Annotated in this window: 26 protein-coding genes and 1 pseudogene; 24 read left to right on the top strand and 3 right to left on the bottom strand. The window is 70.7% G+C overall.

Annotated elements, in window-relative coordinates; all coding sequences use genetic code 11:
* Positions 1 to 178 precede the first annotated feature (178 nt).
* The 4 genes from ACFWVP_RS26875 to ffh all read left to right on the top strand — a co-directional run bounded on the left by ACFWVP_RS26875 (position 179) and on the right by ffh (position 6,060).
* Positions 179 to 1,531, top strand: a complete 1,353-nt coding sequence (locus ACFWVP_RS26875; RefSeq protein ID WP_384500437.1) for an ammonium transporter — start codon at positions 179 to 181, stop codon at positions 1,529 to 1,531.
* Complete coding sequence (locus ACFWVP_RS26870; protein WP_014048583.1) at positions 1,528 to 1,866, top strand: P-II family nitrogen regulator; 339 nt, start codon at positions 1,528 to 1,530, stop codon at positions 1,864 to 1,866. Before ACFWVP_RS26875 ends, ACFWVP_RS26870 begins: the two co-directional genes overlap by 4 nt.
* Before the next feature lie 32 nt (positions 1,867 to 1,898).
* Entirely contained in the window at positions 1,899 to 4,352 is a 2,454-nt protein-coding gene (locus tag ACFWVP_RS26865; RefSeq protein ID WP_384500435.1) for a [protein-PII] uridylyltransferase, read from the top strand.
* A gap of 157 nt (positions 4,353 to 4,509) precedes the next feature.
* Entirely contained in the window at positions 4,510 to 6,060 is a 1,551-nt protein-coding gene (gene ffh, locus ACFWVP_RS26860; RefSeq protein WP_384500433.1) for a signal recognition particle protein, read from the top strand.
* A gap of 75 nt (positions 6,061 to 6,135) precedes the next feature.
* Here ffh and ACFWVP_RS26855 read toward each other — a convergent pair whose 3' ends face one another.
* Positions 6,136 to 7,005, bottom strand: coding sequence for a methyltransferase domain-containing protein (locus ACFWVP_RS26855; RefSeq protein ID WP_384500431.1), 870 nt, complete (start codon positions 7,003 to 7,005; stop codon positions 6,136 to 6,138).
* A 585-nt stretch (positions 7,006 to 7,590) separates the two neighbouring features.
* Between ACFWVP_RS26855 and ACFWVP_RS26850 the strand changes: the two genes are divergently transcribed.
* From ACFWVP_RS26850 to ACFWVP_RS26795, 12 genes are all read left to right on the top strand, one after another.
* Positions 7,591 to 8,184, top strand: a complete 594-nt coding sequence (locus ACFWVP_RS26850; RefSeq protein ID WP_267001366.1) for a hypothetical protein — start codon at positions 7,591 to 7,593, stop codon at positions 8,182 to 8,184.
* Positions 8,185 to 8,341: 157 nt separating this feature from the next.
* Entirely contained in the window at positions 8,342 to 8,782 is a 441-nt protein-coding gene (gene rpsP, locus ACFWVP_RS26845) for a 30S ribosomal protein S16 (RefSeq protein ID WP_384500429.1), read from the top strand.
* Positions 8,783 to 8,784: 2 nt separating this feature from the next.
* Entirely contained in the window at positions 8,785 to 9,024 is a 240-nt protein-coding gene (locus tag ACFWVP_RS26840) for an RNA-binding protein (RefSeq protein ID WP_014153811.1), read from the top strand.
* Positions 9,025 to 9,111: 87 nt separating this feature from the next.
* Positions 9,112 to 9,732: a ribosome maturation factor RimM gene (rimM, locus tag ACFWVP_RS26835; RefSeq protein ID WP_384500427.1), complete on the top strand. Its 621-nt coding sequence runs from the start codon at positions 9,112 to 9,114 to the stop codon at positions 9,730 to 9,732.
* Positions 9,732 to 10,553 (top strand): tRNA (guanosine(37)-N1)-methyltransferase TrmD, encoded by an 822-nt coding sequence (gene trmD / locus ACFWVP_RS26830; RefSeq protein WP_384500501.1) that lies wholly within the window; start codon positions 9,732 to 9,734, stop codon positions 10,551 to 10,553. Before rimM ends, trmD begins: the two co-directional genes overlap by 1 nt.
* Before the next feature lie 123 nt (positions 10,554 to 10,676).
* On the top strand, positions 10,677 to 11,027 hold the full coding sequence (rplS, locus tag ACFWVP_RS26825) for a 50S ribosomal protein L19 (protein WP_056791121.1): 351 nt from the start codon (positions 10,677 to 10,679) through the stop codon (positions 11,025 to 11,027).
* Between the two features lie 45 nt (positions 11,028 to 11,072).
* Positions 11,073 to 11,843, top strand: a complete 771-nt coding sequence (lepB, locus tag ACFWVP_RS26820; RefSeq protein ID WP_384500426.1) for a signal peptidase I — start codon at positions 11,073 to 11,075, stop codon at positions 11,841 to 11,843.
* Positions 11,836 to 12,894, top strand: a complete 1,059-nt coding sequence (gene lepB, locus ACFWVP_RS26815) for a signal peptidase I (RefSeq protein WP_384500424.1) — start codon at positions 11,836 to 11,838, stop codon at positions 12,892 to 12,894. Before lepB (ACFWVP_RS26820) ends, lepB (ACFWVP_RS26815) begins: the two co-directional genes overlap by 8 nt.
* Complete coding sequence (lepB, locus tag ACFWVP_RS26810; protein ID WP_384500499.1) at positions 12,812 to 13,687, top strand: signal peptidase I; 876 nt, start codon at positions 12,812 to 12,814, stop codon at positions 13,685 to 13,687. The genes lepB (ACFWVP_RS26815) and lepB (ACFWVP_RS26810) overlap by 83 nt, the downstream gene beginning before the upstream one ends.
* A 50-nt stretch (positions 13,688 to 13,737) precedes the next feature.
* Entirely contained in the window at positions 13,738 to 14,511 is a 774-nt protein-coding gene (gene lepB / locus ACFWVP_RS26805; protein ID WP_384500423.1) for a signal peptidase I, read from the top strand.
* The gene (locus ACFWVP_RS26800) at positions 14,501 to 14,989 is read left to right on the top strand and encodes an NUDIX hydrolase (protein ID WP_384500421.1); all 489 of its coding nucleotides are present in this window, start codon (positions 14,501 to 14,503) and stop codon (positions 14,987 to 14,989) included. The genes lepB (ACFWVP_RS26805) and ACFWVP_RS26800 overlap by 11 nt, the downstream gene beginning before the upstream one ends.
* Before the next feature lie 63 nt (positions 14,990 to 15,052).
* Positions 15,053 to 15,361 carry a DUF2469 domain-containing protein gene (locus tag ACFWVP_RS26795; protein ID WP_005311352.1) on the top strand — a complete coding sequence of 103 codons (309 nt, stop codon included), beginning with the start codon at positions 15,053 to 15,055 and terminating at the stop codon, positions 15,359 to 15,361.
* A gap of 206 nt (positions 15,362 to 15,567) precedes the next feature.
* On the opposite strand, the gene ACFWVP_RS26790 is transcribed toward ACFWVP_RS26795, so the two are convergent.
* Positions 15,568 to 16,125, bottom strand: coding sequence for a dihydrofolate reductase family protein (locus ACFWVP_RS26790; protein ID WP_384500419.1), 558 nt, complete (start codon positions 16,123 to 16,125; stop codon positions 15,568 to 15,570).
* 469 nt (positions 16,126 to 16,594) lie between these two features.
* Between ACFWVP_RS26790 and ACFWVP_RS26785 the strand changes: the two genes are divergently transcribed.
* The 5 genes from ACFWVP_RS26785 to ACFWVP_RS26765 all read left to right on the top strand — a co-directional run bounded on the left by ACFWVP_RS26785 (position 16,595) and on the right by ACFWVP_RS26765 (position 21,605).
* Positions 16,595 to 16,954, top strand: a complete 360-nt coding sequence (locus ACFWVP_RS26785; RefSeq protein WP_384500417.1) for a YraN family protein — start codon at positions 16,595 to 16,597, stop codon at positions 16,952 to 16,954.
* Positions 16,954 to 18,576: a YifB family Mg chelatase-like AAA ATPase gene (locus ACFWVP_RS26780; RefSeq protein ID WP_384500416.1), complete on the top strand. Its 1,623-nt coding sequence runs from the start codon at positions 16,954 to 16,956 to the stop codon at positions 18,574 to 18,576. Before ACFWVP_RS26785 ends, ACFWVP_RS26780 begins: the two co-directional genes overlap by 1 nt.
* 92 nt (positions 18,577 to 18,668) lie before the next feature.
* Entirely contained in the window at positions 18,669 to 19,868 is a 1,200-nt protein-coding gene (gene dprA, locus ACFWVP_RS26775; protein WP_384500497.1) for a DNA-processing protein DprA, read from the top strand.
* Between the two features lie 248 nt (positions 19,869 to 20,116).
* Positions 20,117 to 20,953, top strand: a complete 837-nt coding sequence (gene whiG / locus ACFWVP_RS26770; protein ID WP_384500414.1) for an RNA polymerase sigma factor WhiG — start codon at positions 20,117 to 20,119, stop codon at positions 20,951 to 20,953.
* Between the two features lie 97 nt (positions 20,954 to 21,050).
* The gene (locus tag ACFWVP_RS26765; RefSeq protein WP_384500495.1) at positions 21,051 to 21,605 is read left to right on the top strand and encodes a TetR/AcrR family transcriptional regulator; all 555 of its coding nucleotides are present in this window, start codon (positions 21,051 to 21,053) and stop codon (positions 21,603 to 21,605) included.
* 325 nt (positions 21,606 to 21,930) lie between these two features.
* On the opposite strand, the pseudogene ACFWVP_RS26760 reads toward ACFWVP_RS26765, so the two are convergent.
* Positions 21,931 to 22,407 (bottom strand): annotated as a pseudogene (locus ACFWVP_RS26760) (peptidoglycan DD-metalloendopeptidase family protein); the annotation flags it as partial.
* Positions 22,408 to 22,683: 276 nt separating this feature from the next.
* On the opposite strand from ACFWVP_RS26760, the gene rpsB reads away from it, so the two are divergent.
* From rpsB to pyrH, 3 genes are all read left to right on the top strand, one after another.
* Positions 22,684 to 23,616 carry a 30S ribosomal protein S2 gene (rpsB, locus tag ACFWVP_RS26755; RefSeq protein WP_384500412.1) on the top strand — a complete coding sequence of 311 codons (933 nt, stop codon included), beginning with the start codon at positions 22,684 to 22,686 and terminating at the stop codon, positions 23,614 to 23,616.
* A 103-nt stretch (positions 23,617 to 23,719) separates the two neighbouring features.
* Positions 23,720 to 24,556 carry a translation elongation factor Ts gene (gene tsf, locus ACFWVP_RS26750; RefSeq protein ID WP_384500411.1) on the top strand — a complete coding sequence of 279 codons (837 nt, stop codon included), beginning with the start codon at positions 23,720 to 23,722 and terminating at the stop codon, positions 24,554 to 24,556.
* Between the two features lie 158 nt (positions 24,557 to 24,714).
* Entirely contained in the window at positions 24,715 to 25,491 is a 777-nt protein-coding gene (gene pyrH, locus ACFWVP_RS26745; protein ID WP_384500410.1) for a UMP kinase, read from the top strand.
* Positions 25,492 to 25,497 lie beyond the last annotated feature (6 nt).

Genomic DNA, 25,497 nt, shown 5'->3' with positions numbered 1-25,497 from the left:
CGACACTCGCGGTTCATTCGGACGTAACACATCACGCTCCTTCGTCACTGCGGTGAAACATCGTGCGGCATTCGTGGAAACCGTGCTGCGCGAATCTCATGGCGCATAACCGGCCCGCACCTTTTCACCGTGGTCCCGCACCCCCGCACGTGGCCGCACCGACGACGAGGAGACGCCGATGCCCCCAGGCATCACGACGCTTGCCGCAGACGCCCCGACGCTGTCTGCCGCCAATACCGGGTTCATGCTCATCTGCACCGCGATGGTGATGCTGATGACCCCCGGCCTGGCCTTCTTCTACGGAGGCATGGTCCGCGTCAAGAGCACCCTGAACATGCTGATGATGAGCTTCATCAGCCTCGGGATCGTCACGATCCTGTGGGTGCTCTACGGATTCAGTCTCGCCTTCGGCACCGACGTCGGCTCCGTCATCGGCTGGAGCTCGGACTTCGTCGGCCTCAGCGGAATCGGCGTCACCGAACTGTGGGACGGCTACACCATCCCGACCTACGTCTTCGCGGTCTTCCAGCTGATGTTCGCCGTGCTCACCCCGGCCCTCATCAGCGGCGCCCTCGCCGACCGGGTCAAGTTCACCTCGTGGGCCCTCTTCATCACCCTCTGGGTCACCGTCGTCTACTTCCCCGTCGCCCACTGGGTATGGGGCGCGGGCGGCTGGCTCTTCGAGATGGGCGTCATCGACTTCGCCGGCGGTACGGCCGTCCACATCAACGCGGGTGCCGCGGCGCTCGGCGTGATCCTGGTCATCGGCAAGCGGGTCGGCTTCAAGAAGGACCCGATGCGGCCGCACAGCCTGCCGCTCGTCATGCTCGGCGCCGCCCTCCTGTGGTTCGGCTGGTTCGGCTTCAACGCCGGCTCGTGGCTCGGCAACGACGACGGTGTCGGCGCGGTCATGTTCGTCAACACGCAGGTCGCCACCGGTGCGGCCGTCCTGGGCTGGCTCGCCTACGAGAAGATCCGCCACGGCTCCTTCACCACCCTGGGTGCCGCCTCCGGCGCCGTCGCCGGTCTCGTCGCCATCACCCCCGCGGGCGGTGCGGTCAGCCCGCTGGGCGCCATCGCGATCGGCGTCATCGCCGGTGTCCTGTGCGCCATGGCCGTCGGCCTCAAGTACAAGCTCGGCTACGACGACTCCCTGGACGTCGTCGGCGTCCACCTCGTCGGCGGCATCATCGGCTCCCTCCTCGTCGGCTTCTTCGCCACCGGCGGAGTGCAGTCCGACGCCAAGGGCCTCTTCTACGGCGGCGGCCTCGACCAGCTCGGCAAGCAGGCCGTCGGAGTGTTCGCGGTCCTCGCGTACTCTCTGGTCGTCTCCGCGGCCCTCGCCTTCGTCCTGGACAGGACGATCGGGATGCGCGTCTCCGAGGACGACGAGATCTCCGGTATCGACCAGGTCGAGCACGCCGAGACGGCATACGACTTCAGCGGCGCCGGCGGCGGCGCGGCCACGCGCACCGCACCTCCGGCGCCCGGCGCCACGGCAGCCCCGACGAACAAGAAGGTGGACGCATGAAGCTCATCACCGCAGTCGTGAAGCCACACAGGCTGGACGAGATCAAGGAGGCCCTCCAGGCCTTCGGCGTCCAGGGCCTCACGGTCACGGAAGCCAGCGGTTACGGGCGGCAGCGCGGACACACCGAGGTCTACCGGGGCGCCGAGTACACCGTCGACCTCGTACCGAAGATCCGCATCGAGGTCCTCGTCGAGGACGAGGACGCCGAACAGCTCATCGACGTGGTCGTCAAGGCCGCCCGGACGGGCAAGATCGGTGACGGCAAGGTCTGGAGCGTCCCGGTCGAGACCGCGATCCGCGTACGGACCGGCGAACGCGGCCCGGACGCACTCTGACCGACGGTTCCAGTCAACGGAAAGGCAGCTGGGTGACGAGCACCGAAGTGACCACGGAATCCGAGGACTCGGGACCCAGCGGCTACGCGGCGGCCCGGCTGCGCCTTCTCCAGGAGAAGACGCAGTCCGGGCCGCCGCGCCGTGCGGCCCTCGCCCGCCTCACCGACGACTGGCTGACCGCCCTGTTCACCACGGCCGCCGAGGAGTCGGGCGTCCGGGGCGCGGCCCTCGTCGCCGTCGGCGGGTACGGCCGCGGTGAACTCTCCCCGCGCAGCGACCTCGACCTCCTGCTCCTGCACGACGGCAGCGCCGGCGCCGCGGCGATCGCGGCACTCGCCGACCGAGTCTGGTACCCCGTCTGGGACCTCGGGCTGGCCCTCGACCACTCCGTACGCACCCCCGGCGAAGCACGCGCGACCGCGGGGGAGGACCTCAAGGTCCAGCTCGGACTGCTCGACGCGCGCCCCGTCGCCGGAGACCTCGGCCTGGTCGCGGGACTGCGCACCACCATCCTCGCCGACTGGCGCAACCAGGCCCCCAAACGACTCCCCGCCCTCGACGAGCTCTGCCGGGAACGGGCAGAACGCATGGGCGAGCTCCAGTTCCTCCTGGAGCCCGACCTCAAGGAGGCCCGCGGCGGTCTCCGCGACGCCACCGCACTGCGTGCCGTCGCCGCCTCCTGGGTCGCCGACGCCCCCCGCGAAGGACTCGCCGAAGCCCGCCGCACCCTCCTCGACGCACGCGACGCCCTCCACCTCACCACCGGCCGGGCCACCGACCGCCTCGCCCTCCAGGAACAGGACCAGGTCGCCGGAGCCCTCGGCCTCCTCGACGCCGACGCCCTGCTGCGCCAGGTGTACGAGGCCGCCAGGACCGTCTCGTACGCCACCGACGTCACCTGGCGCGAGGTCAACCGCGTCCTGCGCGCCCGCTCCGTACGCCCCCGGCTGCGGGCGATCCTCGGCGGCGGCGCCAAGGTTGCCCCGGAACGCACCCCGCTCGCCGAAGGCGTCGTCGAGGCGGACGGCGAAGTCGTCCTCGCACGCACCGCCCGCCCGGAGAAGGACCCCGTCCTCACCCTCAGGGCCGCCGCCGCGGCGGCCGAGGCCGGACTGCCGCTCTCCCGCCACCTCGTACGCCACCTCAGGACCGCCGCCCAGCCCCTGCCCGTGCCGTGGCCCCCGGAGGCCCGCGAGGAGCTCGTCACCCTGCTCGGTGCCGGCGAACCCACCGTCGGCGTCTGGGAGGCACTGGAAGCGGAAGGCATCATCACCCGGCTCCTGCCCGACTGGGAGCGGGTCCACTGCAGGCCGCAGCGCAACCCCGTCCACACCTGGACCGTCGACCGCCACCTCGTCGAGACGGCCGTGCGCGCCGCCTCCCTCACCCGCCGCGTCGGCCGCCCCGACCTCCTCCTGGTCTCGGCGCTGCTCCACGACATCGGCAAGGGCTGGCCCGGGGACCACTCCGTCGCCGGTGAGGTCATCGCCCGCGACATGGCGGCCCGCATCGGCTTCGACAAGCAGGACGTCGGGGTGATCGCCACCGTCGTACGCCACCACCTGCTGCTCATCGAGACCGCCACCCGGCGTGACCTGGACGACCCCGCGACCGTGCGGTCCGTCGCCGACGCCGTGGGCAGCGCCTCCACGCTGGAGCTCCTGCACGCCCTCACCGAGGCCGACGCGCTGGCCACCGGCCCCGCCGCGTGGAGCTCCTGGCGCGCCTCCCTCGTCAGGGACCTGGTCAAGCGCGTCGCCGCGCTCCTCGCCGGCGAGGAGCCCGCCGAACCGGAACCGCTCGCGCCCAGCGCCGAGCAGGAACGCCTCGCCGTCGAGGCGCTCCGCACCGGTGAGCCCGTCCTGTCCCTGCACACCCACCCCCAGGCCGTCCCCGAGGACGGCGAACCGGAACCCGTCGGCGTCGAACTCCTCATCGCGGTCCCCGACCGTCCCGGCGTGCTGCCCGCGGCGGCCGGAGTGCTCGCCCTGCACCGCCTCACCGTCCGCGCAGCCGACCTGCGCGCCGTCGAGCTCCCCACCGAGCTGGGCGAATCGGCCGACCTGCTGGTGCTCAGCTGGCGGGTCGCCGCCGAGTACGGATCCCTCCCGCAGGCCGCCAGGCTCCGCGCCGACCTCGTACGCGCCCTGGACGGCTCCCTGGACATCCCGGCCCGTCTCGCCGAGCGCGAGGCCGCCTACCCGAGGCGCCGCGGGGTCAAGGCGCCGCCGCCCAGGGTCACCGTCGCGGCGGCGGGCTCGCGGCTCGCCACGGTGATCGAGGTACGCGCCCAGGACGCCCCCGGGCTGCTGCACCGGATCGGCCGGGCGCTGGAACAGACCGCCGTACGGGTCCGCAGCGCCCATGTGTCGACGCTGGGCGCCAACGCGGTGGACGCCTTCTACGTCACGGGCGCGGACGGCGCCCCGCTGGCCGGGGAACGGGCTGCGGAGGTGGCCAGGGAGGTGCAGAAGGCGCTGGGGTGAACCCCGGCACCGGCTCTTCACGCCATGTGTGACGGAGGCCCGGACCGGGCCGTTCGCCACGAAAAACGGGCGAGGTATTCGCGTTCGGCGGGGTCCGGATACCCTGGAGGGCGATTGACCTGCCACCCACCCCCGACCCTGAGGACCGACGAGCGCCGTGTTCGATACTCTCTCCGACCGCCTTGCCGCGACTTTCAAGAACCTCAGGGGCAAGGGCCGCTTGTCCGAGGCGGACATCGACGCCACGGCTCGCGAGATCCGTATCGCCCTGCTCGAGGCCGACGTCGCCCTGCCCGTCGTCCGGTCCTTCATCGCCAACGTCAAGGAACGGGCGCGGGGGGTCGAGGTCTCCCAGGCGCTGAATCCGGCGCAGCAGATGATCAAGATCGTCAACGAGGAGCTCGTCGGCATCCTCGGTGGCGAGACCCGGCGGCTCCGGTTCGCCAAGACCGCGCCGACCGTGATCATGCTCGCGGGTCTGCAGGGCGCCGGTAAGACCACCCTCGCCGGAAAGCTCGGACTCTGGCTCAAGGGCCAGGGCCACTCCCCGCTGCTCGTCGCCTGTGACCTCCAGCGCCCCAACGCCGTCAACCAGTTGAGCGTCGTCGCCGACCGCGCGGGTGTCGCGGTGTACGCGCCGGAGCCCGGCAACGGCGTCGGTGACCCGGTCAAGGTCGCCAAGGACTCCATCGAGTTCGCCAGGACCAAGGTCCACGACATCGTCATCGTCGACACCGCCGGCCGCCTCGGCATCGACCAGGAGCTGATGCGGCAGGCCGCGGACATCCGCGACGCCGTCAGCCCCGACGAGATCCTCTTCGTCGTCGACGCGATGATCGGCCAGGACGCGGTCAACACCGCCGAGGCCTTCCGCGACGGCGTCGGCTTCGACGGCGTGGTGCTCTCCAAGCTCGACGGCGACGCCCGCGGCGGTGCCGCCCTGTCGATCGCCCACGTCACGGGCAAGCAGATCATGTTCGCGTCGAACGGTGAGAAGCTCGAGGACTTCGACGCCTTCCACCCCGACCGCATGGCGTCCCGCATCCTCGACATGGGTGACCTGCTCACCCTGATCGAGCAGGCGGAGAAGACCTTCAGCCAGGAAGAGGCCGCCAAAATGGCCTCCAAGCTGGCGTCGAGCAAGGGCAAGGACTTCACGCTCGACGACTTCCTGGCGCAGATGGAGCAGGTCAGGAAGATGGGCTCCATCTCCAAGCTGCTCGGGATGCTGCCCGGCATGGGGCAGATCAAGGACCAGATCAGCAACATCGACGAGCGGGACGTGGACCGCACGGCCGCGATCATCAAGTCGATGACCCCGCACGAGCGAGCCGAGCCCACGGTGATCAACGGCTCGCGCCGGGCCCGGATCGCCAAGGGTTCGGGTGTCGAGGTGTCCGCCGTGAAGAACCTCGTCGAGCGGTTCTTCGAGGCCCGCAAGATGATGTCGAAGATGGCCCAGGGCGGCGGCATGCCCGGGATGCCCGGCATGCCGGGCATGGGTGGCGGCCCCGGTCGCCAGAAGAAGCAGGTCAAGCAGGCCAAGGGCAAGCGCAAGAGCGGCAACCCGATGAAGCGCAAGGCCGAGGAGCAGGCCGCGGCCGCCCGCCGCGAGCAGGCGGCGGCGCAGGGCGGCGCCTTCGGACTGCCGGCCCAGGAGGACAAGAACTTCGAGCTGCCGGACGAGTTCAAGAAGTTCATGGGCTGACCTGGCCTGCCTGCCACGGACACCGAAGGGGCGCCTCGCTCGGCGGGGCGCCCCTTCGTCGTGCCGTACGGGCCGTCAGGTCACGCACACCAGGTAGCGGAAGACGTTCGGCATCCAGACCGTGCCGTCGGGCCGCACGTGAGGATGCAGCGCCTCGGCGACCTCCTTCTCCGTCTGGGAGCGGTCCGTCGCCCGGATCGCCGCGTCGAACAGCCCGGTCGACAGCAGACCGCGCACCGCGCTGTCCACGTCCGCGTAACCGAACGGGCAGGAGACCCGGCCCGAGCCGTCCGGCTTCAGCCCGGCCCGCGCCGCCACCTCCTCCAGATCGTCCCGCAACGCCGGGCGCCAGCCGCTCCCGGAGCGCGCGGTACGCGACGACTCGGCGAGACGGGCCGCCACCCGGAGCACCGGTGCGGTGGCGCAGCGCTCCGGCGGTCCCCAGCCGGTCAGCACCACGCTGGCCCCACGCGCGGCCAGCGGGACGGCCGAGCCGATAGCGGGCGCGAGCCCCTCGGAGTCACCGGCCGCGCAGCCGATCGGATTGAACGCGGTGAGCAGGTTGTACGGCGCGTCCCCGGCCGGAGCCGCCGCCGACGGCACCCCGTCCACCAGCCTCGCCCGCGCCGGCGGGGCCGCTCCGGCCGGATCCTGCCCCGGACCGGACACCAGGCGCTCGCGCGCCAGGGCGAGTCGTTCACGGTCGGTGTCGCAGCCGGTGACGCGCGCCCCGCGGGAGGCCGCGATCAGCAGCGCCAGCCCGGAACCGCAGCCGATGGAGAGCATCCGGGTGCCGGCTCCGACCTCGAGCCGTTCGAACACCGCTTCGTAGAGCGGTGCCAGCATGCGCTCCTGGATCTCGGCCCAGTCACGGGCACGGGTACCGGCGTCCACCGTGGCGGACGAGTCCGCATACCTGTGGTGCCGGACGAGCGTTGGTGTCATGGAATGCGCCCCAATCCGCCGAGAGGTCGGTCGTGCCCGAGTGAGGTCCCCCATGTACAGGTGCGCCGTGCTCCGTGCGTCACATGGTGCGTGTGCCGCACTCCGTGCCTGCCGTGCCGTGCGCGCGCCACCTTCCCGTGCGCCCACAGCCCCCGTATGCCAGAGAACTCCGCATCCGCGGTCCCGTCCAGGGGTCGGCCGGGTCGGATGGCATTTGCTCGCGTGCTCCGGTCGTGCGCCCCGGCTCCCGGTCATGGTGGTGGCCGCCGGGAGCGGCACGCCTGCTGCTCGCTCCTCACAGTCTTACCCGACACGCGGGGCGCAGCACGTCGAAGGGCTCCGGGCCCGGTGCCGCACGGGTTCGTGGCGGCCTTTCCGGGCCGGGTAGTGTCGCTCACGGGGGCCCGTCCACAGGCGGTGCGTACGACACGCTACGTACCGTCTTGGTGTGAGCTGTGTGACTTCTCCGCAGATCTGCGCACCCGCCACCCTCCGGACGCATCAGCGGCAACTGACTGGTACGTGCAAATTATTTGGGATGCCCCGGAATAGGAACACCGGAGCCCCCAGGCTCGTTATCACGACGTGAGCACGACACCACCTGTACTTGCCGCAGAGCTGGCACAGGCGTGGGCCGACATTCAGCGGTACCACTCCGAGCTGCCCGATCTCGCCGCGCCAGAGTCCCTGATCGGAGAGTCCTCGTCCGCCTGTGGCGCCGAGCTCTCCTTCGAACGACTGCTCCACGAGGCAGTCCACGGCATCGCCGCCGCACGAGGTGTCCGGGACACCTCGCGGGCAGGCCGCTACCACAACCGACGCTTCCTCGCGATCGCCGAGGAGCTGGGCCTCGACCATGCCGAGGAGCCCCACCCCAGCAGCGGATTCTCGTTGGTGACGCTGAATCCCGAGGCCAAACGCAGATACCGCCCGACGATGGAACGGCTCCAGCGCGCTCTCAAGGCGCACACCGTGGCCACCGCCGCCGACACCAAGCGCTCCTTCCGCGGCCCCGCCGCCCGGCACGGCTCCTCCGGAGGGGGCGTGCGGGTCAAGGCCGTCTGCGACTGCGGACGCAATGTCCGCGTCGTTCCTTCGGTCCTCGCCCAGGCGCCGATCGTCTGCGGCGGGTGCGGCAAGCCGTTCCGTATCCCCGAAGCGGCGGTCGCGGTGGGGTGACCCGATGTGGTGTGGCACAATGGCTAGCTGTACTCGACAGTCGCATAGGACCCCTCTCTCCTCCGACTGACGCGTCCGTCGGGCACTCCGAGTACCGCAACCCCACGTGGCATCTTGTTGTGCCCAACCACGTCATAGACCAGGAGACACCACTTCCGTGGCAGTCAAGATCAAGCTGAAGCGTCTGGGCAAGATCCGTTCGCCTCACTACCGCATCGTCGTCGCCGACTCCCGTACCCGCCGTGACGGCAGGGCCATCGAGGAGATCGGCCTGTACCACCCGGTGCAGAACCCTTCGCGCATCGAGGTCAACGCAGAGCGCGCGCAGTACTGGCTGTCCGTCGGCGCCCAGCCGACCGAGCCCGTCCTCGCGATCCTGAAGCTCACCGGTGACTGGCAGGCCCACAAGGGTCTCCCGGCCCCCGCGCCGCTGCTGCAGCCGGAGCCCAAGGCTGACAAGCGTGCCCTGTTCGAGGCCCTCACCTCGGACGGCGACGAGGCCAAGGGTGAGGCCATCACCCAGAAGGCCAAGAAGTCGGACAAGAAGGCGGACGAGGCGGCCGACGCTGCCGCGTCCACCGAGTCGACCGAGGCCTGAGCATGCTCGAGGAGGCTCTTGAGCACCTCGTGAAGGGCATCGTCGACAACCCCGACGATGTGCAGGTCGCCTCGCGTGACCTGCGCCGTGGACGCGTGCTCGAGGTCCGGGTTCACCCCGACGACCTCGGCAAGGTGATCGGCCGTAACGGCCGCACCGCGCGCGCCCTGCGTACCGTCGTGGGTGCCATCGGCGGTCGTGGTATCCGTGTCGACCTCGTCGATGTGGACCAGGTTCGCTGAAAGAGTTGAACACCGGCCGGGGCCGGGGAGGGCTTTCGAGCCGTCCCCGGCCTTTGTCGTCCCTACATCATCACCGGGAGAAGTAGCGTGCAGTTGGTAGTTGCGCGGATCGGTCGCGCCCACGGCATCAAGGGCGAGGTCACCGTCGAGGTGCGCACCGACGAGCCCGAGCTCCGGCTCGGTCCCGGGGCCGTCCTGGCCACGGAGCCGGCACAGACGGGGCCCCTGACGATCGAGGCCGGCCGGGTGCACAGCGGCAGGCTGCTGCTGCGGTTCGCGGGCGTACGGGACCGTACGGCCGCCGAGGCGCTCCGTAACACCCTGCTCATCGCCGACGTGGACCCGGAGGAACTCCCCGAGGACCCCGAGGAGTTCTACGACCACCAGCTGATGGACCTCGACGTGGTCCTGGCGGACGGTACGGAGATCGGCCGGATCACCGAGATCACGCACCTGCCGTCCCAGGACCTGTTCATCGTGGAGCGTCCGGACGGCAGCGAGGTGATGATCCCGTTCGTCGAGGAGATCGTCAGCGAGATCGATCTGGAGGAGCAGCGGGCCGTCATCACACCGCCGCCCGGCCTGATCGACGAGAGCGAGGCCGTCGTCGCGTCCACGCGTGACGCGGAGGACGGGGCGGACGGCACGACGGCCGACGGGAGCGGCGACGCCGACGCGAACGGCGACGCGGCGAAGGGCGACGCGTGATGCGGCTCGACGTCGTCACGATCTTCCCCGAGTACCTGGAACCGCTGAACGTCTCGCTCGTCGGCAAGGCGCGCTCCCGGGGCAGCCTGGACGTGCGGGTCCACGACCTGAGGGACTGGACGTACGACCGGCACAACACGGTGGACGACACCCCGTACGGCGGCGGTCCGGGCATGGTCATGAAGACCGAGCCCTGGGGCGAGGCCCTCGACGAGGCGCTGGCCGACGGTTACGAGGCCGGGGCGCACTCCCCGGTGCTCGTGGTGCCCACACCCAGCGGGAGGCCGTTCACCCAGGAGCTGGCCGTCGAGCTCTCGGAACGGCCCTGGCTGGTCTTCGCCCCCGCGCGGTACGAGGGTATCGACCGCAGGGTGACGGAGGAGTACGCCACCCGGATGCCGGTCGTCGAGGTGTCCATCGGCGACTACGTCCTGGCCGGCGGGGAAGCCGCCGTCCTCGTGATCACGGAGGCGGTGGCCCGGCTGCTGCCCGGCGTGCTCGGCAACGCCGAATCGCACCGGGACGACTCCTTCGCGCCCGGGGCCATGGCCGACCTGCTCGAAGGGCCCGTGTACACGAAGCCCCCCGAGTGGCGCGGGCGCGGTATTCCGGACGTCCTGCTCAGCGGCCACCACGGCAGGATCGCCCGCTGGCGCAGGGACGAGGCCTTCCGCCGTACCGCCCTCAACCGGCCCGATCTCATCGAGCGTTGCGATCCTGCGGGCTTCGACAAGAAGGACCGCGAGATCCTCTCCATCCTCGGCTGGTCCCCGGAGCCCGGCGGACGATTTTGGCGCAGGCCCGAGGCCGTGGAAGAATAGCTACGCTGTACGTCCGGTGTGCGCCCCTGCCACAGGGGGAACGACGCCCGCCCGATGTGATCAGCATCCGAACTTCACCTCTCCCGTCGATGACCTGTGGCATCGGCGAAGAAAGCAGACAACATGGCTTCCCTGCTCGATGGCGTCAACGCCGCCTCGCTCCGTACCGACCTCCCGGCGTTCCGCCCCGGTGACACGGTCAACGTCCACGTGCGCGTGATCGAGGGCAACCGCTCCCGTATCCAGCAGTTCAAGGGCGTCGTCATCCGCCGCCAGGGCTCGGGCGTCAGCGAGACCTTCACGGTCCGCAAGGTCTCCTTCAGCGTCGGCGTCGAGCGCACCTTCCCGGTGCACAGCCCGATCTTCGAGAAGATCGAGCTCGTCACCCGCGGTGACGTCCGTCGCGCCAAGCTGTACTTCCTCCGTGAGCTGCGCGGCAAGGCCGCGAAGATCAAGGAGAAGCGCGACCGCTGATTCCCCTCCGGCGTCCACAGCGCGGCCGGATAGGATCCGGCTCCGATGGACACGGAAGCACAGCACACGGAGCGCGATCGCTCCTCAGCCCCCGCAGACGGGACGGAGGAGGGGTCGCGCTTCACGCATGTCACGGACCCCGCCGCCGAGACGATGTCCTGGGGGCGGGCGGTGTTCCTGGGGATGCTCTGCACGGTCGCCCTGCTGCTGTTCAGCGCGTTCGTACTGCAGCCCTTCCTCATTCCCAGCCGCTCGATGGAACCCACACTGAAGGTGGGGGACCGGGTGCTCGTCAACAAACTGGCGTACCGTTTCGGCTCCGAGCCACGGCGTGGTGACGTGGTGGTCTTCGACGGCACCGGCTCCTTCGTGCACGAGACGCCCGACGAGAACCCCGTCACCGCCCTGCTGAGCGGGGCGGCCGCGTCCCTGGGGCTGGCCGAACCCGCCGAGACCGACTTCGTGAAGCGGGTGGTGGGCGTGGGGGGCGATCGCGTGGTCTGCTGCGACGAGCGGGGGACGCTCGAGGTGAACGGCAGCCCGGTGGTCGAGGAGTACCTGTACCCGGGCGACAAGCCGTCCGAGGTCGCCTTCGACATAGTGGTCCCCGACGGCACGTTGTGGGTGATGGGCGACCACCGCGGCAACTCGCGTGACTCCCGCGACCACCTGGGACAGCCTGGAGGCGGCATGGTGCCCGTCGAGCGGGTGATCGGGCGCGTCGACTGGCTGGGCTGGCCGCTCGGCAGGATCGGCTCCCTGGAGGGCACCGGCGCCTTCACCGGCATACGGCCGGCGGGCGCCTCGCATGGGTAACCGGGGGCGCGGGCGCGGAGAGCCGGACCCGGACGTCCCGCTGCCCACCGGCAGCCGGCCGACCACGGCCCGCTCGCTGCCGACCCGTGCCGAACGCCGGAAACTGGCCCGCAAGGTGAAGCGCCGCCGCCGCAGGTCCGCGATCAGGGAGATACCGCTCCTCGTCCTGATGGCGCTGCTGATAGCCCTGGTGCTCAAGACCTTCCTCGTACAGGCCTTCGTGATCCCGTCCGGATCGATGGAGCAGACGATCCGGATCGGCGACCGGGTACTCGTCGACAAACTGACACCGTGGTTCGGCTCCGAACCACGGCGCGGTGACGTCGTCGTCTTCAAGGACCCCGGCGGCTGGCTGCGGCAGGAGAGCGCCGACACCCAGGACCCGCCGGTCGGCGTCAAACAGGTCAAGGAACTCCTGACGTTCATCGGACTGCTGCCCTCCGACGACGAGCAGGATCTGATCAAGCGTGTGGTGGCCGTCGGGGGCGACACCGTGAAGTGCTGCGGCACGGACGGGAAGGTCGCCGTCAACGGCGTACCGCTCGACGAGCCCTACCTGCATCCCGGCAACGAGCCGTCCACGCTCCAATTCGAGGTAAAGGTTCCGCAGGGCCGCATCTTCGTGATGGGGGACCACCGGTCCAATTCGGCCGACTCCCGGTTCCACCTCGACGGACCGGGCGGGGGCACGGTCTCGGAGGACGAGGTCGTGGGACGGGCCGTCGTGATCGCCTGGCCGCTCGGTCACTGGCGGAGGCTGGAGGAACCCGGAACGTTCGCCTCGGTCCCCGACGGGAGCGCCGGGACGACGGCTGGGGCCGTCCCGTCGAATAGTGTGTCCTCCCAGGATCGCAACGGAATGATCCTGCTCCCGACCCCTGCGGAACTCCCGCTCGTTATGGGAGTGGTGGGCCTGCGCCGAATCGCGCGTGGGCGGTGGCACGGAGTGAGGAGTGGATGTGGGGGATTTGGCGGTCGGCGCACGATCCGGACACGACGAACCCGAGGACCGGCCCTCGAACGGCGGGATCCCGGTGGACGCGGAGGGTGACGACGGCTCCCGGGACGGCGGTACGGCACAGAGGAAGCCGCGCTCCTTCTGGAAGGAACTGCCGATCCTCATCGGCATCGCGCTCATTCTCGCGCTGCTGATCAAGACGTTCCTGGTGCAGGCGTTCTCGATCCCCTCGGACTCCATGCAGAACACGTTGCAGCGGGGCGACCGGGTGCTGGTCGACAAGCTCACACCGTGGTTCGGCTCGGAGCCCGAGCGCGGCGAGGTCGTCGTCTTCCACGACCCGGGCGGCTGGCTCGAGGACACCGCGACGCCCGAACCGAACGCGGTGCAGAAGTTCCTGAGCTTCATCGGACTGATGCCGTCCGCCGAGGAGAAGGACCTGATCAAGCGTGTGGTCGCGGTCGGCGGCGACACCGTGCAGTGCAAGAAGAACGGGCCGGTGACGGTCAACGGCAAGGCACTGGACGACAAGTCGTTCATCTTCGAGGGCAACAGCGCCTGCGACGACGAGCCCTTCGGCCCGATCAAGGTGCCCGAGGGCCGGATCTGGGTGATGGGTGACCACCGCCAGAATTCGCTTGACTCCCGCTACCACCAGGAACTGCCCGGACAGGGCACGGTGTCCACGGACGAGGTCGTCGGACGGGCCATCGTCATCGCGTGGCCGGTCAACCGCTGGGCGACCCTGCCGGTCCCGAGCACCTTCGACCAGCCGGGGCTGAACGCCGCGGCCGCCGTGGTGCCGGGAGCACTCGGTGTAGCCGGAGCGCTGCCCCTCGTGTTCTGGCGTCGCCGGAGGCTGACCAGCGGGCGTACCGCCGGGTAGGGTGCCGACTCGGATCAGCGATTGTCGATCTTCGATGGGGGAGCGCTGGGATGAGCGGAACAGGACGTACGGACGGCGGCCGCGGCCGGCTCGGCACCATGTTGTCGAACCTGGCCGTGGCCGTCGGCTGTGTGCTCTTCCTCGGCGGCTTCGCCTGGGGAGCGGTGGTGTACAAGCCGTACACCGTGCCGACCGACTCGATGTCCCCGACGGTGAACGCCGGGGATCGGGTGCTCGCGCAGCGGATAGGGGGCGGCGACGTACGCCGCGGAGATGTGGTCGTCTTCACGGATTCGGCCTGGGGCGACGTGCCGATGGTGAAGCGGGTCGTCGGAGTGGGCGGTGACAAGGTCGCCTGCTGCGACGCCGACGGACGGCTGACCGTCAACGGCAAGCCGATCGAGGAACCGTACCTGCGGGCGAAGGGCGGGGCCGCGCTCGTCCCGGCCGACGGTGGGGGCCCCGCCTCCGTCCAGAAGTTCACCGCCGACGTGCCCGACGGGCAGCTCTTCCTCCTCGGGGACGAGCGGGCGACCTCGATGGACTCGCGGGTGCACCTGGAGGACCCGGGGCAGGGGTCGGTACCGCGCAGCGCCGTGGAGGCACGGGTGGATGCCGTGGCCTGGCCCGTGAACGGCATGCTCGACCGCCCGGCGGCCTTCGCGGCGCTGCCCGGCGGGGTGTCGTCCAGCGGGCCGCTGCCGCTGCAGATCGGCGCGCTGGTGGCGGGCCTGCTCCTCATCCTCGGCGGGGCCTCCTACGGGCCGCTCGCGGCCCGTTCCGCCGTCGGGAACCGGGCGGGGGTCTCCTCCGGTGACCGCTGAGGCGCGCGAGGTCGCACGGGTCGTGCTCCTGGACCCGGACGACCGGATTCTGCTGCTCCACGGTTTCGAGCCCGCGGACCCGGCGACGAGCTGGTGGTTCACACCGGGCGGCGGCCTGGAAGGCGACGAAAGCCGGGAGGCCGCGGCACTGCGTGAGCTCGCCGAGGAAACCGGCATCACGGACGTCGAGCTCGGCCCCGTGCTGTGGACGCGCATCTGTTCGTTCCCGTTCGACGGGCGACGCTGGGAGCAGGACGAGTGGTACTTCCTGGCTCGAACGGCACAGACCACCACGGACCAGAAGGGCCTCACGGAACTGGAGCGGCGCAGTGTCGCGGGTCTGAGGTGGTGGACTTCCGCCGAACTTCTCACGACGCGTGAGACGGTGTACCCGACCAGGCTCGCCGGGCTGCTGCGCACGCTGCTCGACGAGGGTCCCCCACGCGTTCCGCTGGTTCTCGCCCCCGAAATCGTCTAATAGGCCAGGGGTGCGGGCGGCTGACGCACAATGGGGGGACGCACGGCTGAAGGGGAACATGCCATGAGCGCCGAGGACCTCGAGAAGTACGAGACCGAGATGGAGCTGAAGCTCTACCGGGAGTACCGCGATGTCGTCGGTCTGTTCAAATACGTGATCGAGACCGAGCGGCGTTTCTACCTCACCAACGACTACGAGATGCAGGTGCACTCGGTCCAGGGCGAGGTCTTCTTCGAGGTCTCCATGGCGGACGCGTGGGTCTGGGACATGTACCGCCCCGCCAGGTTCGTCAAGCAGGTGCGCGTGCTGACCTTCAAGGATGTGAACATCGAGGAGCTCAACAAGAGCGATCTCGAACTTCCGGGCAGCTGAGATCCGGCCATCCGGCTTCCCCACGAAGGCCCCGGCCCGCCCCTGGCGACATGGCCGAATGGCAGGGCGCGGTGAGCTGACGGTCAGGCCCGTGCACGGATCCTCGATCACGACACGGATTCTCGACCACGGCACGGGATCCTCGACCACGGCACGGTCCCACCTGCCCGGGTCGGCCGCCGGCGGGTGAGATCGACCCGTGCGGCTCAGCGGGTCCGGTAGCGCGCGTAGATCAGTCCGCCGGCGAAGGCGCGCTCCTCGACCAGCTCGAGATCGAGGCGCACGCCGTCGGGGAAGAACCGCTTGCCGCCGCCGACCACGCTCGTGGTGATGAACAGGTGGTACTCGTCCACCAGACCGGCCGCGATCGCCTGGGCCGCGAGGTTCGGGCCGTCGACGGTGAGGTCGTGATCAGCCTCGGCCTTGAGCCTGCGCACCGCCTCCGGGTCGAAGGTTCGCTCGATCCTGGTCTTCGCGCTGGACACCGAATCCAGCGTCGTGGAGTACACGATCTTCTCCGCGGCCTGCCAGTCGCGGGCGTACCGCAGGATGTGCGGCGGCTGGTCGGGCTCGGTGTGCGCGGTCTCCCAGTAGGCCATCGTCTCGTACATCCGGCGGCCGTAGAGGTACGTGCCGACGGGGCGGAAGAGGTCGCCGACGAAGGTATGCACCTCCTGGTCCTCGGCCCCGGTGCCGAGGTCGCCCTGTGCCGCCTCGGCGTAGCCGTCGAGCGAGGTGATCATCGAGTAGATGAGCTTTGCCATGGGTCTCCTTCGGGTGCGAGCGCGTCAGGCTGCCTGCGGTCTGCGGTCTGCGGTCTGCGGGTCTGCGGGTCTTCGGGTCTTCGGGTCTTCGGGTCTTCGGGTCTTCGGGTCTGCGGTTCTGCGGTTCTGCGGTCTGCGGGCTGTGACCTCCGTACGGCCCGGAACTCATCGACCGATCGGCCAGCCGGCTGACCGGTCGGGTCCGTCAACCGTCAATCCCGGCTACGCGCAGCGAGTGGCCCACTACGGTCGGAGTTCATCATCGCGGCCGACGTGTCGTGGCCGCGCAGCGACTCACAAAACAATCCCTGGTCGCCTTCCGAGTGGCTGATCCGCCCTCGCGCGGACCTCCGTCCGGGGCTGCCTCACTCGTCCGGGTGGCCGGGATATACACAACGACCGGGTTATCCACCAAGATCCAACAGATCGGGCGGGGCACGTCAGAGTCGGTGCCGGAGGTGGTGCCGATATGAACGCACGGGGGGCACTCGGGCGGTACGGCGAGGATGTGGCGGCGCGGCTGCTGGCCGACGCCGGCATGTCCGTACTGCAGCGCAACTGGCGCTGTCGCACGGGAGAGATCGACATCGTGGCCAGGGACGGCGACGCGGTGGTCGTCTGTGAGGTGAAGACCCGCAGGGCGGGATCCTTCGAGCATCCGATGGAGGCCGTCACACCGGCCAAGGCCGACCGGCTGCGGCGGCTCGCCGAGGTCTGGCTGGACCGGCACGGCGGACCGCCACCGGGCGGGGTCAGGATCGATCTGGTCGGCGTGGTCCTGCCCAGGCGCGGGGCGCCGGTCGTCGAGCATGTGCGGGGCGTGGCCTGATGGGGTTCGCGCGGGCGTGTTCGGTCGCGCTGGTGGGCGTCGAGGGTGTGGTGGTGGAGGTCCAGGCCGACCTGGAGCCGGGCGTGGCGGCGTTCACGCTGGTCGGGCTGCCGGACAAGAGCCTGGTGGAGAGCCGGGACAGGGTCAGGGCCGCCGTGGTCAACTCCGGGGCGGAGTGGCCGCAGAAGAAGCTCACGGTAGGGCTGTCCCCGGCCTCCGTGCCGAAGAGCGGATCGGGTTTCGATCTCGCCGTCGCGTGTGCGGTGCTCGGTGCGGCTGAGCGGATCGACCCGGCGGCGATCGCCGATGTGGTGATGATCGGTGAGCTGGGGCTGGACGGCCGGGTGCATCCGGTACGCGGGGTGCTGCCCGCGGTGCTCGCGGCGGCGGAGGCGGGCTATCGCCAGGTCGTCGTTCCCGAGCACACCGCGGGCGAGGCCGCCCTCGTACCGGGCGTCTCCGTCCTCGGCGTGCGGAGCCTGCGCCAGCTGATCGCCGTGCTCGGCGACGAACCGGTGCCGGACGAGCCCGCCGCCGACCGGGGCCGTCCCGACGCCAGGCCGGCCGGGCTGATGGTGCCGGGTGCGTGCGTCGGCGCGGGACTCGCCGTGCTCGGTACCGCCGGCGCGGGGCACCGGCCCGATCTGGCGGACGTCGCAGGCCAGGCCAGGGCGCGCAAGGCGCTGGAGGTCGCGGCGGCGGGCGGGCACCACCTGATGCTCTCGGGGCCGCCCGGTGCGGGGAAGACCATGCTGGCCGAGCGGATCACGGCGATCCTGCCCCCGCTGACCCGGCAGGAATCCCTCGAAGTGACGGCGGTCCACTCGGTGGCGGGCATCCTCCCGCCGGGCGAACCCCTGGTCACCAGGGCGCCTTACTGCGCACCGCACCACTCGGCGACGATGCAGTCGCTCGTGGGCGGCGGCAACGGCCTGCCGAGGCCCGGAGCGGTCTCGCTGGCCCATCGGGGCGTGCTCTTCCTGGACGAGGCCCCGGAATTCTCGGGGCGGGCGCTGGACGCGCTGCGCCAGCCCCTGGAATCCGGGCACGTGGTGGTCGCCCGGGCTGCGGGGGTGGTGCGGCTGCCCGCCCGGTTCCTGATGATCCTGGCCGCGAACCCCTGCCCGTGCGGTCGGCACACACTGGCCGGTGCGGGCTGCGAGTGCCCGCCCTCCGTGATCCGCCGGTACCAGGCCAGGCTCTCCGGCCCGCTGCTGGACCGGGTGGACCTCCGGGTCGAGGTCGAGCCGGTCGACCGGGCGGACCTGATGGGGCGCGGCGGCCGGGGGGAGACCTCGGCCGAGGTCGCCGACCGGGTGCGGCAGGCCCGGGTGCGGGCCGCCGAACGGCTGGCGGGCACGCCCTGGACCACCAACAGCGAGGTGCCGGGCCATGAGCTCCGCACCCGGCTGCTCGCGGCTCCCGGAGCGCTGATGGCGGCCGAGCGGGACATGGAGCGGGGCATTCTCACCGCCCGTGGCCTGGACCGGGTCCTGCGCGTGGCGTGGACGGTGGCCGATCTGAGAGCCGCCGACCGCCCGGACGCCTCGGACATCGCGGTGGCCCTGGAGCTGCGCACCGGCATCCACCGCGGTGTCCCGATGCACGCCGGTGCCCGGTGAACGGCCGCCCGAGCGCCGAGGGCCTGCCGACTGCGGGAACGCGCACCGTCGAGGGTTCGCCGTCCGTCCCCGCCCCCGTACCCGTAGCCGGTCTGTCTGTCGCGAATGAACCGCCGGCCTCCGGCGTCGCGCAGGCCGTCAGTGACCCTGAGCGGCTGGCGCGGGCCGCCCTGACCCGCGTGTTCGAGCCGGGGGACGAACGAGGGGGCCGCTGGCTCCGGGAGATCGGTGCCGTCGAGCTGATACGGCGTCTCACCGGCGGCGACGGGTCGGCGCGGGCGCTGAGGGGGATGACCGCCGCTCGCCTCGGCGGGTACCGCCTGCGGGCCGCGACGGCCGACCCCGTCCGGGACCTCGCGGACGCGGCCGCTGTAGGCGCGCGGTTCGTCTGCCCCGGCGACCGGGAGTGGCCCACCCAGCTCGACGACCTGGGTGACGCGCGGCCCACCGGGCTCTGGGTGCGTGGGCGGCCGGACCTGCGGTTGTGGGCGCTGCGTTCGGTCGCGGTGGTCGGCGCCCGGGCCTGCACACCGTACGGGGCGCACATGGCGGCGACCCTCGGTGCGGGGCTGGCCGAGCGGGGCTGGGTGGTGGTGTCCGGCGCAGCCTTCGGGGTCGACGGCGCGGCCCATCGCGGGGCGCTGGCCGCGGGCGGGGCGACCCTGGCGGTGCTGGCGTGCGGGGTGGACGTCGCCTACCCCCGGGGGCACGCCGAGCTCATCGGACGGATGGTGGAACAGGGACTGGTCATCGGCGAGTTGCCGCCCTCGGACCATCCGACGCGCAGCAGGTTCATCCTCCGGAACAGGGTGATCGCCGCGCTCACCCGTGGGACGGTCGTGGTGGAGGCCGAATTCCGCAGCGGTTCGCTGGTCACCGCGAGGAACGCGCAGCGGCTTGGCAGGTTCACCATGGGCGTGCCCGGGCCCGCCACCAGCGAACTGTCGGCCGGGGTCCATGAACTCCTCCGGGGTGAGGGCGTCCTGGTCACCGGTGCCGCCGAAATCTGCGAACTGGTGGGTGAGATGGGTGACCTCGCCCCCGCCGGGAGGGGCCCCGTGCTGCCCCGGGACCTGCTCGACGACGTCTCCGCACGGGTCCTGGACGCGCTGCCCGGACAGGGGGCTATCCGCGGGCGGGACGTGGCCCGCGGATCGGGGACCTCGACGGACGAAGCACTCGGGCGGTTGTACGAATTGCACTCACTGGGGTTCGTCGAACGCGAGGGCGACGGATGGCGGTTGACGCGAGGACCGACACGCGATGGGGACGCGCGGCGAGGCGGTACTTGACCCGGGGCATTCGGGTGAAAAGGTGATGCCGACGACCTCGGCGACGCCTGGTCGGGCCTCCGGAGCCGGTGAACGGCGCCGGACCGGGAGGCCGGCCGTATCCGACGACGGAGGAAATGAAACGGAATCACACAGCGCGGATCCAATGTCCGGCGCGCACCGCAACACTTCAGTCACGCTACGCTCACAAGGAATCCGCCCCAGAGACACGTCCCAGCACTTCACGGCAGAACGGCTCAAGGCACCACATGCCCCAGCACACCTCCGGGTCTGACCGCGCGGCAGTACCACCGGCTGCGCGTGGCACTGTGCGCCCTCCAGCCCCTTCCTCGCTCGACGAGTTGTGGCGTTCCTACAAGACCACGGGGGACGAGCGGCTGCGGGAGCAGCTGATCCTCCACTACTCGCCGCTGGTCAAATACGTGGCGGGCCGGGTGAGTGTGGGCCTGCCCTCCAACGTGGAGCAGGCGGACTTCGTCTCCTCGGGCGTCTTCGGGCTGATCGACGCGATCGAGAAGTTCGACATCGAACGCGCCATCAAGTTCGAGACCTACGCGATCACCAGGATCCGCGGCGCGATGATCGACGAACTCCGGGCACTGGACTGGATCCCGAGATCCGTGCGGCAGAAGGCGCGCAACGTCGAACGCGCCTACGCCACGCTGGAGGCCCAGCTGCGGCGTACGCCGTCGGAGGCCGAGGTCGCCGCGGAGATGGGCATCGCGCTGGAGGAACTGCACGCCGTCTTCAGCCAGTTGTCACTCGCCAACGTGGTGGCGCTGGAGGAACTGCTGCACGTCGGCGGTGAGGGCGGCGACCGGCTCAGCCTGATGGACACCCTCGAGGACACCGCCGCCGACAACCCGGTCGAGGTCGCCGAGGGCCGCGAGCTGAGACGGCTGCTCGCCCGCGCCATCAACACCCTCCCGGAACGGGAGAAGACCGTGGTCACCCTCTACTACTACGAGGGCCTCACCCTCGCCGAGATCGGCAACGTCCTCGGGGTCACCGAGAGCCGTGTCAGTCAGATCCACACGAAGTCGGTGCTGCAGCTCCGAGCGAAGCTGGCCGACGCCGGACGCTGAGCCCGGGCGGCTTCGGCCACCCGATCGCGGACACGCACCTCCCGCCGAACACCTGCCGCCGTAGAGTGGAGGCGTGCCCAGGATTCGAGCGGCCTCCGTGGCCGAGCACCGGACCATGCAGCGCGGCGCCCTCCTGGACGCCGCGCGCTCCCTGCTGTCCGAGGGTGGTACGGAGGCGCTGACCTTCCCCGCTCTCGCCGAGCGCACGGGCCTCGCCAGGTCCTCCGTCTACGAGTACTTCCGGTCCCGCGCGGCCGTCGTCGAGGAGCTCTGCGCCGTCGACTTCCCCGTCTGGGCGGCCGAGGTCGAGGGCGCGATGGGCCGGGCCGGCAGTCCCGAGGAGAAGATCGAGGCGTATGTGCGCCGGCAGCTCGATCTGGTCGGGGACCGGCGGCACCGGGCCGTCGTCGCGATCTCGGCGAGCGAGCTGGACGCGGGCGCGCGGGAGAAGATCCGGGCCGCGCACGGCGGACTGATCGCCATGATCGTCGAGGCCCTGGGGGATCTGGGCCACACCGAGCCGAGGCTCGCCGCGATGCTGTTGCAGGGCTCCGTGGACGCGGCGGTGCGCCGCATCGAGCTGGGTGCGGAGGAACCGGGCCTCGTCGCCGACGCCGCCGTGGCCATGGTCCTGCGCGGTGTACGGGGCTGAGCCGGCCGGCACCCCGCACTGCCGCCGCCATGAGCAGCACCCCGAGCGGTCCGTACCCCGCCGATGCGTGCGCCCGCGGCCCGTACCCCGCCGGTCCGTACGCCTGCGCCTCGTACGCCCGCGCGCCGTAGCCCGCCGTGCCGCACCCGCCCATGCCGGGACCGGCCGTGCGTCGCGCCGCGGTGGTCCCCGGCAGCGGTACGCCGAACACCGGCAGCAGTCGGGACGGCCCCCTGTCCAGCAGCGACGGCGGCAGCAGTGACAGCGGATCCAGATAGACCTCGCCGCGCCGCAGCCCCCAGTGCAGACAGCCGGACGCGCAGTGGGACGGCCCCGGCCCCGTCACCCCCACCACCTGCCCCGCGACCACCTCGTCCCCCTGCCCGACCCGCGCCAGGACCGGCTCGTACGTGAAGCGCAGCGGGGGCTCGCCGCTCCCGGCCACCTCGACGGAGAGCACCCCGCGTCCCGCCACCCGCCCGGCGAACGCGACCCGGCCCGGGGCCGCGGCCCGCACCGGTGCACCCGGCGGAGCGGCGAGGTCGACGCCGCGGTGGCCAGGCCCGTACGGACCGGCGGGCGGCTCCCACCCCCGTACGACGAGGGGTCGCCCGGCGAGCGGCCAGGCCCGGTCGCCGACCGGTGCGGGTATCCCCGTCGCGGCCGCTGCCGCCCCGGTGCGAAACCCTCCGGACAGCACCACGAGCAGTGCCGCCAGCACGGTCAGCAGGGCCGTCGCGACCCGCCGGGCGGGCAGGCCGGTGCAGGGCCGTCGCGGGACGGCTCCAGGTGTGAGGTGCATGACGGAACGATCCCCCGGCCGCCCGTTCCGCGGGGATCATGGTCCGGATCTGTGGACAGCCGACCCGTTGTGGACATCGCCGTCACCCGGCACCCGACGGGTCCCGTACACTTCTTCTGGCGATCCGGGTCACCGGGTCGACTTCGCACGCCCCGCCACCTCCCTCTCTGTGGAAGTGGCCGCGCTCCTCGGTCCCTCGTGGCACGGCGCGTCGGGGCGTCAGGCGCGACAGCAATCCTGCGGTCGCGATAACCGAGTACCTCAAGGAGTACGGCCATGGCCGTCGTCACGATGCGGGAGCTGCTGGAAAGCGGCGTCCACTTCGGTCACCAGACCCGTCGCTGGAACCCGAAGATGAAGCGCTTCATCTTCACCGAGCGCAACGGCATCTACATCATCGACCTGCTCCAGTCGCTGTCGTACATCGACCGCGCCTACGAGTTCGTCAAGGAGACCGTCGCCCACGGCGGCTCCATCATGTTCGTGGGTACGAAGAAGCAGGCCCAGGAGGCCATCGCCGAGCAGGCGACGCGCGTCGGCATGCCGTACGTCAACCAGCGTTGGCTCGGTGGCATGCTCACCAACTTCTCCACCGTCTACAAGCGCCTTCAGCGTCTGAAGGAGCTCGAGGTCATCGACTTCGAGGACGTGGCCGCCTCCGGCCTCACCAAGAAGGAGCTCCTGGTCCTCTCCCGTGAGAAGGCCAAGCTGGAGAAGACCCTCGGTGGTATCCGCGAGATGCAGAAGGTGCCGAGCGCCGTCTGGATCGTCGACACCAAGAAGGAGCACATCGCCGTCGGTGAGGCGCGCAAGCTCCACATCCCGGTCGTCGCGATCCTCGACACCAACTGCGACCCCGACGAGGTCGACTACAAGATTCCGGGCAACGACGACGCGATCCGCTCCGTCACCCTGCTCACCCGCGTGATCGCCGACGCCGTCGCCGAGGGCCTCATCGCCCGTTCCGGTGCCGCCACCGGTGACTCGAAGCCGGGCGAGAAGGCCGCCGGCGAGCCGCTCGCCGAGTGGGAGCGCGACCTGCTCGAGGGCGAGAAGAAGGACGACGCCGAGGTTCAGTCCTCCGCCGAGACCGAGAAGGCCGCCGACGCCGAGCCGGCCACCGCCGCTGCCGAGCAGGACGAGGCCTCGGCTGCCGAGGCCCCCGCCGCCGAGACCGAGGCTCCGGCCGCGGACGGCGAGCAGGCCTGACACCCGTCAGTCACGGCTGAAGACGGCGGGGGCACCGGTGCGCAGGCACCGCCCCCGCCGTTCACCCGTGGATCTTTCAGACTTCGAGAGAGAAAACAGACTCATGGCGAACTACACCGCCGCTGACGTCAAGAAGCTCCGCGAGCTCACCGGCGCCGGCATGATGGACTGCAAGAAGGCACTCGACGAGGCCGACGGCAACGTCGACGGCGCCGTCGAGGCACTCCGTATCAAGGGCCAGAAGGGCGTCGCCAAGCGCGAAGGCCGTTCTGCCGAGAACGGCGCCGTCGTCTCCCTCATCTCCGAGGACAAGACGTCCGGCGTCCTGCTCGAGCTGAAGTGCGAGACGGACTTCGTCGCCAAGGGCGAGAAGTTCCAGACCGTCGCCAACACGCTCGCCGCGCACGTCGCCGCGACCTCCCCGGCCGACATCGAGGCGCTCCTCGCCTCGGAGATCGAAGCCGGCAAGACCGTCCAGGCGTACGTGGACGAGGCCAACGCCAACCTCGGCGAGAAGATCGTCCTGGACCGCTTCGCGCAGTTCACCGGCGGTTTCGTGGCTGCGTACATGCACCGCACGATGCCCGACCTCCCGCCGCAGGTCGGCGTCCTCGTCCAGCTGGACAAGGAGAACGCCGAGGTCGCCAAGGACGTCGCGCAGCACATCGCCGCCTTCGCGCCGAAGTACCTCAACCGCGACGAGGTCCCGGCCGAGACGGTCGAGAACGAGCGGCGTGTCGCCGAGGCCACCTCGCGTGAGGAAGGCAAGCCCGAGGCCGCCCTCCCGAAGATCGTCGAGGGTCGCGTCAACGGCTTCTTCAAGGATGTCGTCGTCCTGGAGCAGGCGTTCGCCAAGGACAACAAGAAGTCGGTCCAGAAGGTCCTGGACGAGGCCGGTGTCAGCCTGACGCGTTTCGCGCGCATCAAGGTCGGCATCTGAGTCCGTCCGTGAACAACGGTGGACCCCGATAGGGTCTGGTGCAGTCGTCGGCCGCACCCATGCCGGACGACCGCAGAACTGACGAGGAGGCCATTGCCGCTGAGGGACAACAGACCCACGGCAATGGCCTTCTTCGTATGTGCACGAGGAGAATCTCCATGAACAAGGGCGCGGACGCCACACAGGGTGACCACAAGCGCGACGACGGCAAGATTTCCGGACGCTTCATGCTGAAGCTGTCCGGCGAGGCCTTCGCCGGCGGCGGGGGTCTCGGTGTCGACCCCGACGTCGTGCACGCCATCGCCCGCGAGATCGCCGCGGTCGTACGCGACGGCGCGGAGATCGCGATCGTCATCGGCGGCGGCAACTTCTTCCGTGGCGCCGAGCTCCAGCAGCGCGGCATGGACCGGGCGCGGTCCGACTACATGGGCATGCTCGGCACGGTCATGAACTGCCTGGCGCTGCAGGACTTCCTGGAGAAGGAAGGCATCGACTCGCGCGTCCAGACCGCCATCACCATGGGTCAGGTCGCGGAGCCCTACATCCCGCTCCGTGCCGTACGGCACATGGAGAAGGGGCGTGTCGTGATCTTCGGTGCCGGTATGGGGATGCCGTACTTCTCCACCGACACGACGGCCGCCCAGCGCGCCCTGGAGATCGACGCCGAGGCGCTCCTGATGGGCAAGAACGGGGTGGACGGGGTCTACGACTCCGACCCGAGGACCAACCCCGGCGCGGTGAAGTTCGACGCACTGGAGTACGGCGAGGTCATCGCCCGCGACCTCAAGGTCGCCGACGCCACCGCGATCACGCTCTGCCGCGACAACCAGCTCCCGATCCTCGTCTTCGAGCTGACCACCGAGGGCAATATCGCCCGCGCGGTCAAGGGTGAGAAGATCGGCACGCTCGTGAGCGACCGGAGCACCCGGGCCTGACGGCCC

Source organism: Streptomyces sp. NPDC058637, assembly GCF_042717325.1.
Classification (GTDB): Bacteria; Actinomycetota; Actinomycetes; order Streptomycetales; family Streptomycetaceae; genus Streptomyces.
The sequence above is the reverse complement of the archived record's forward strand: the minus strand, read 5'-3'. Positions and strand labels throughout refer to the sequence as shown.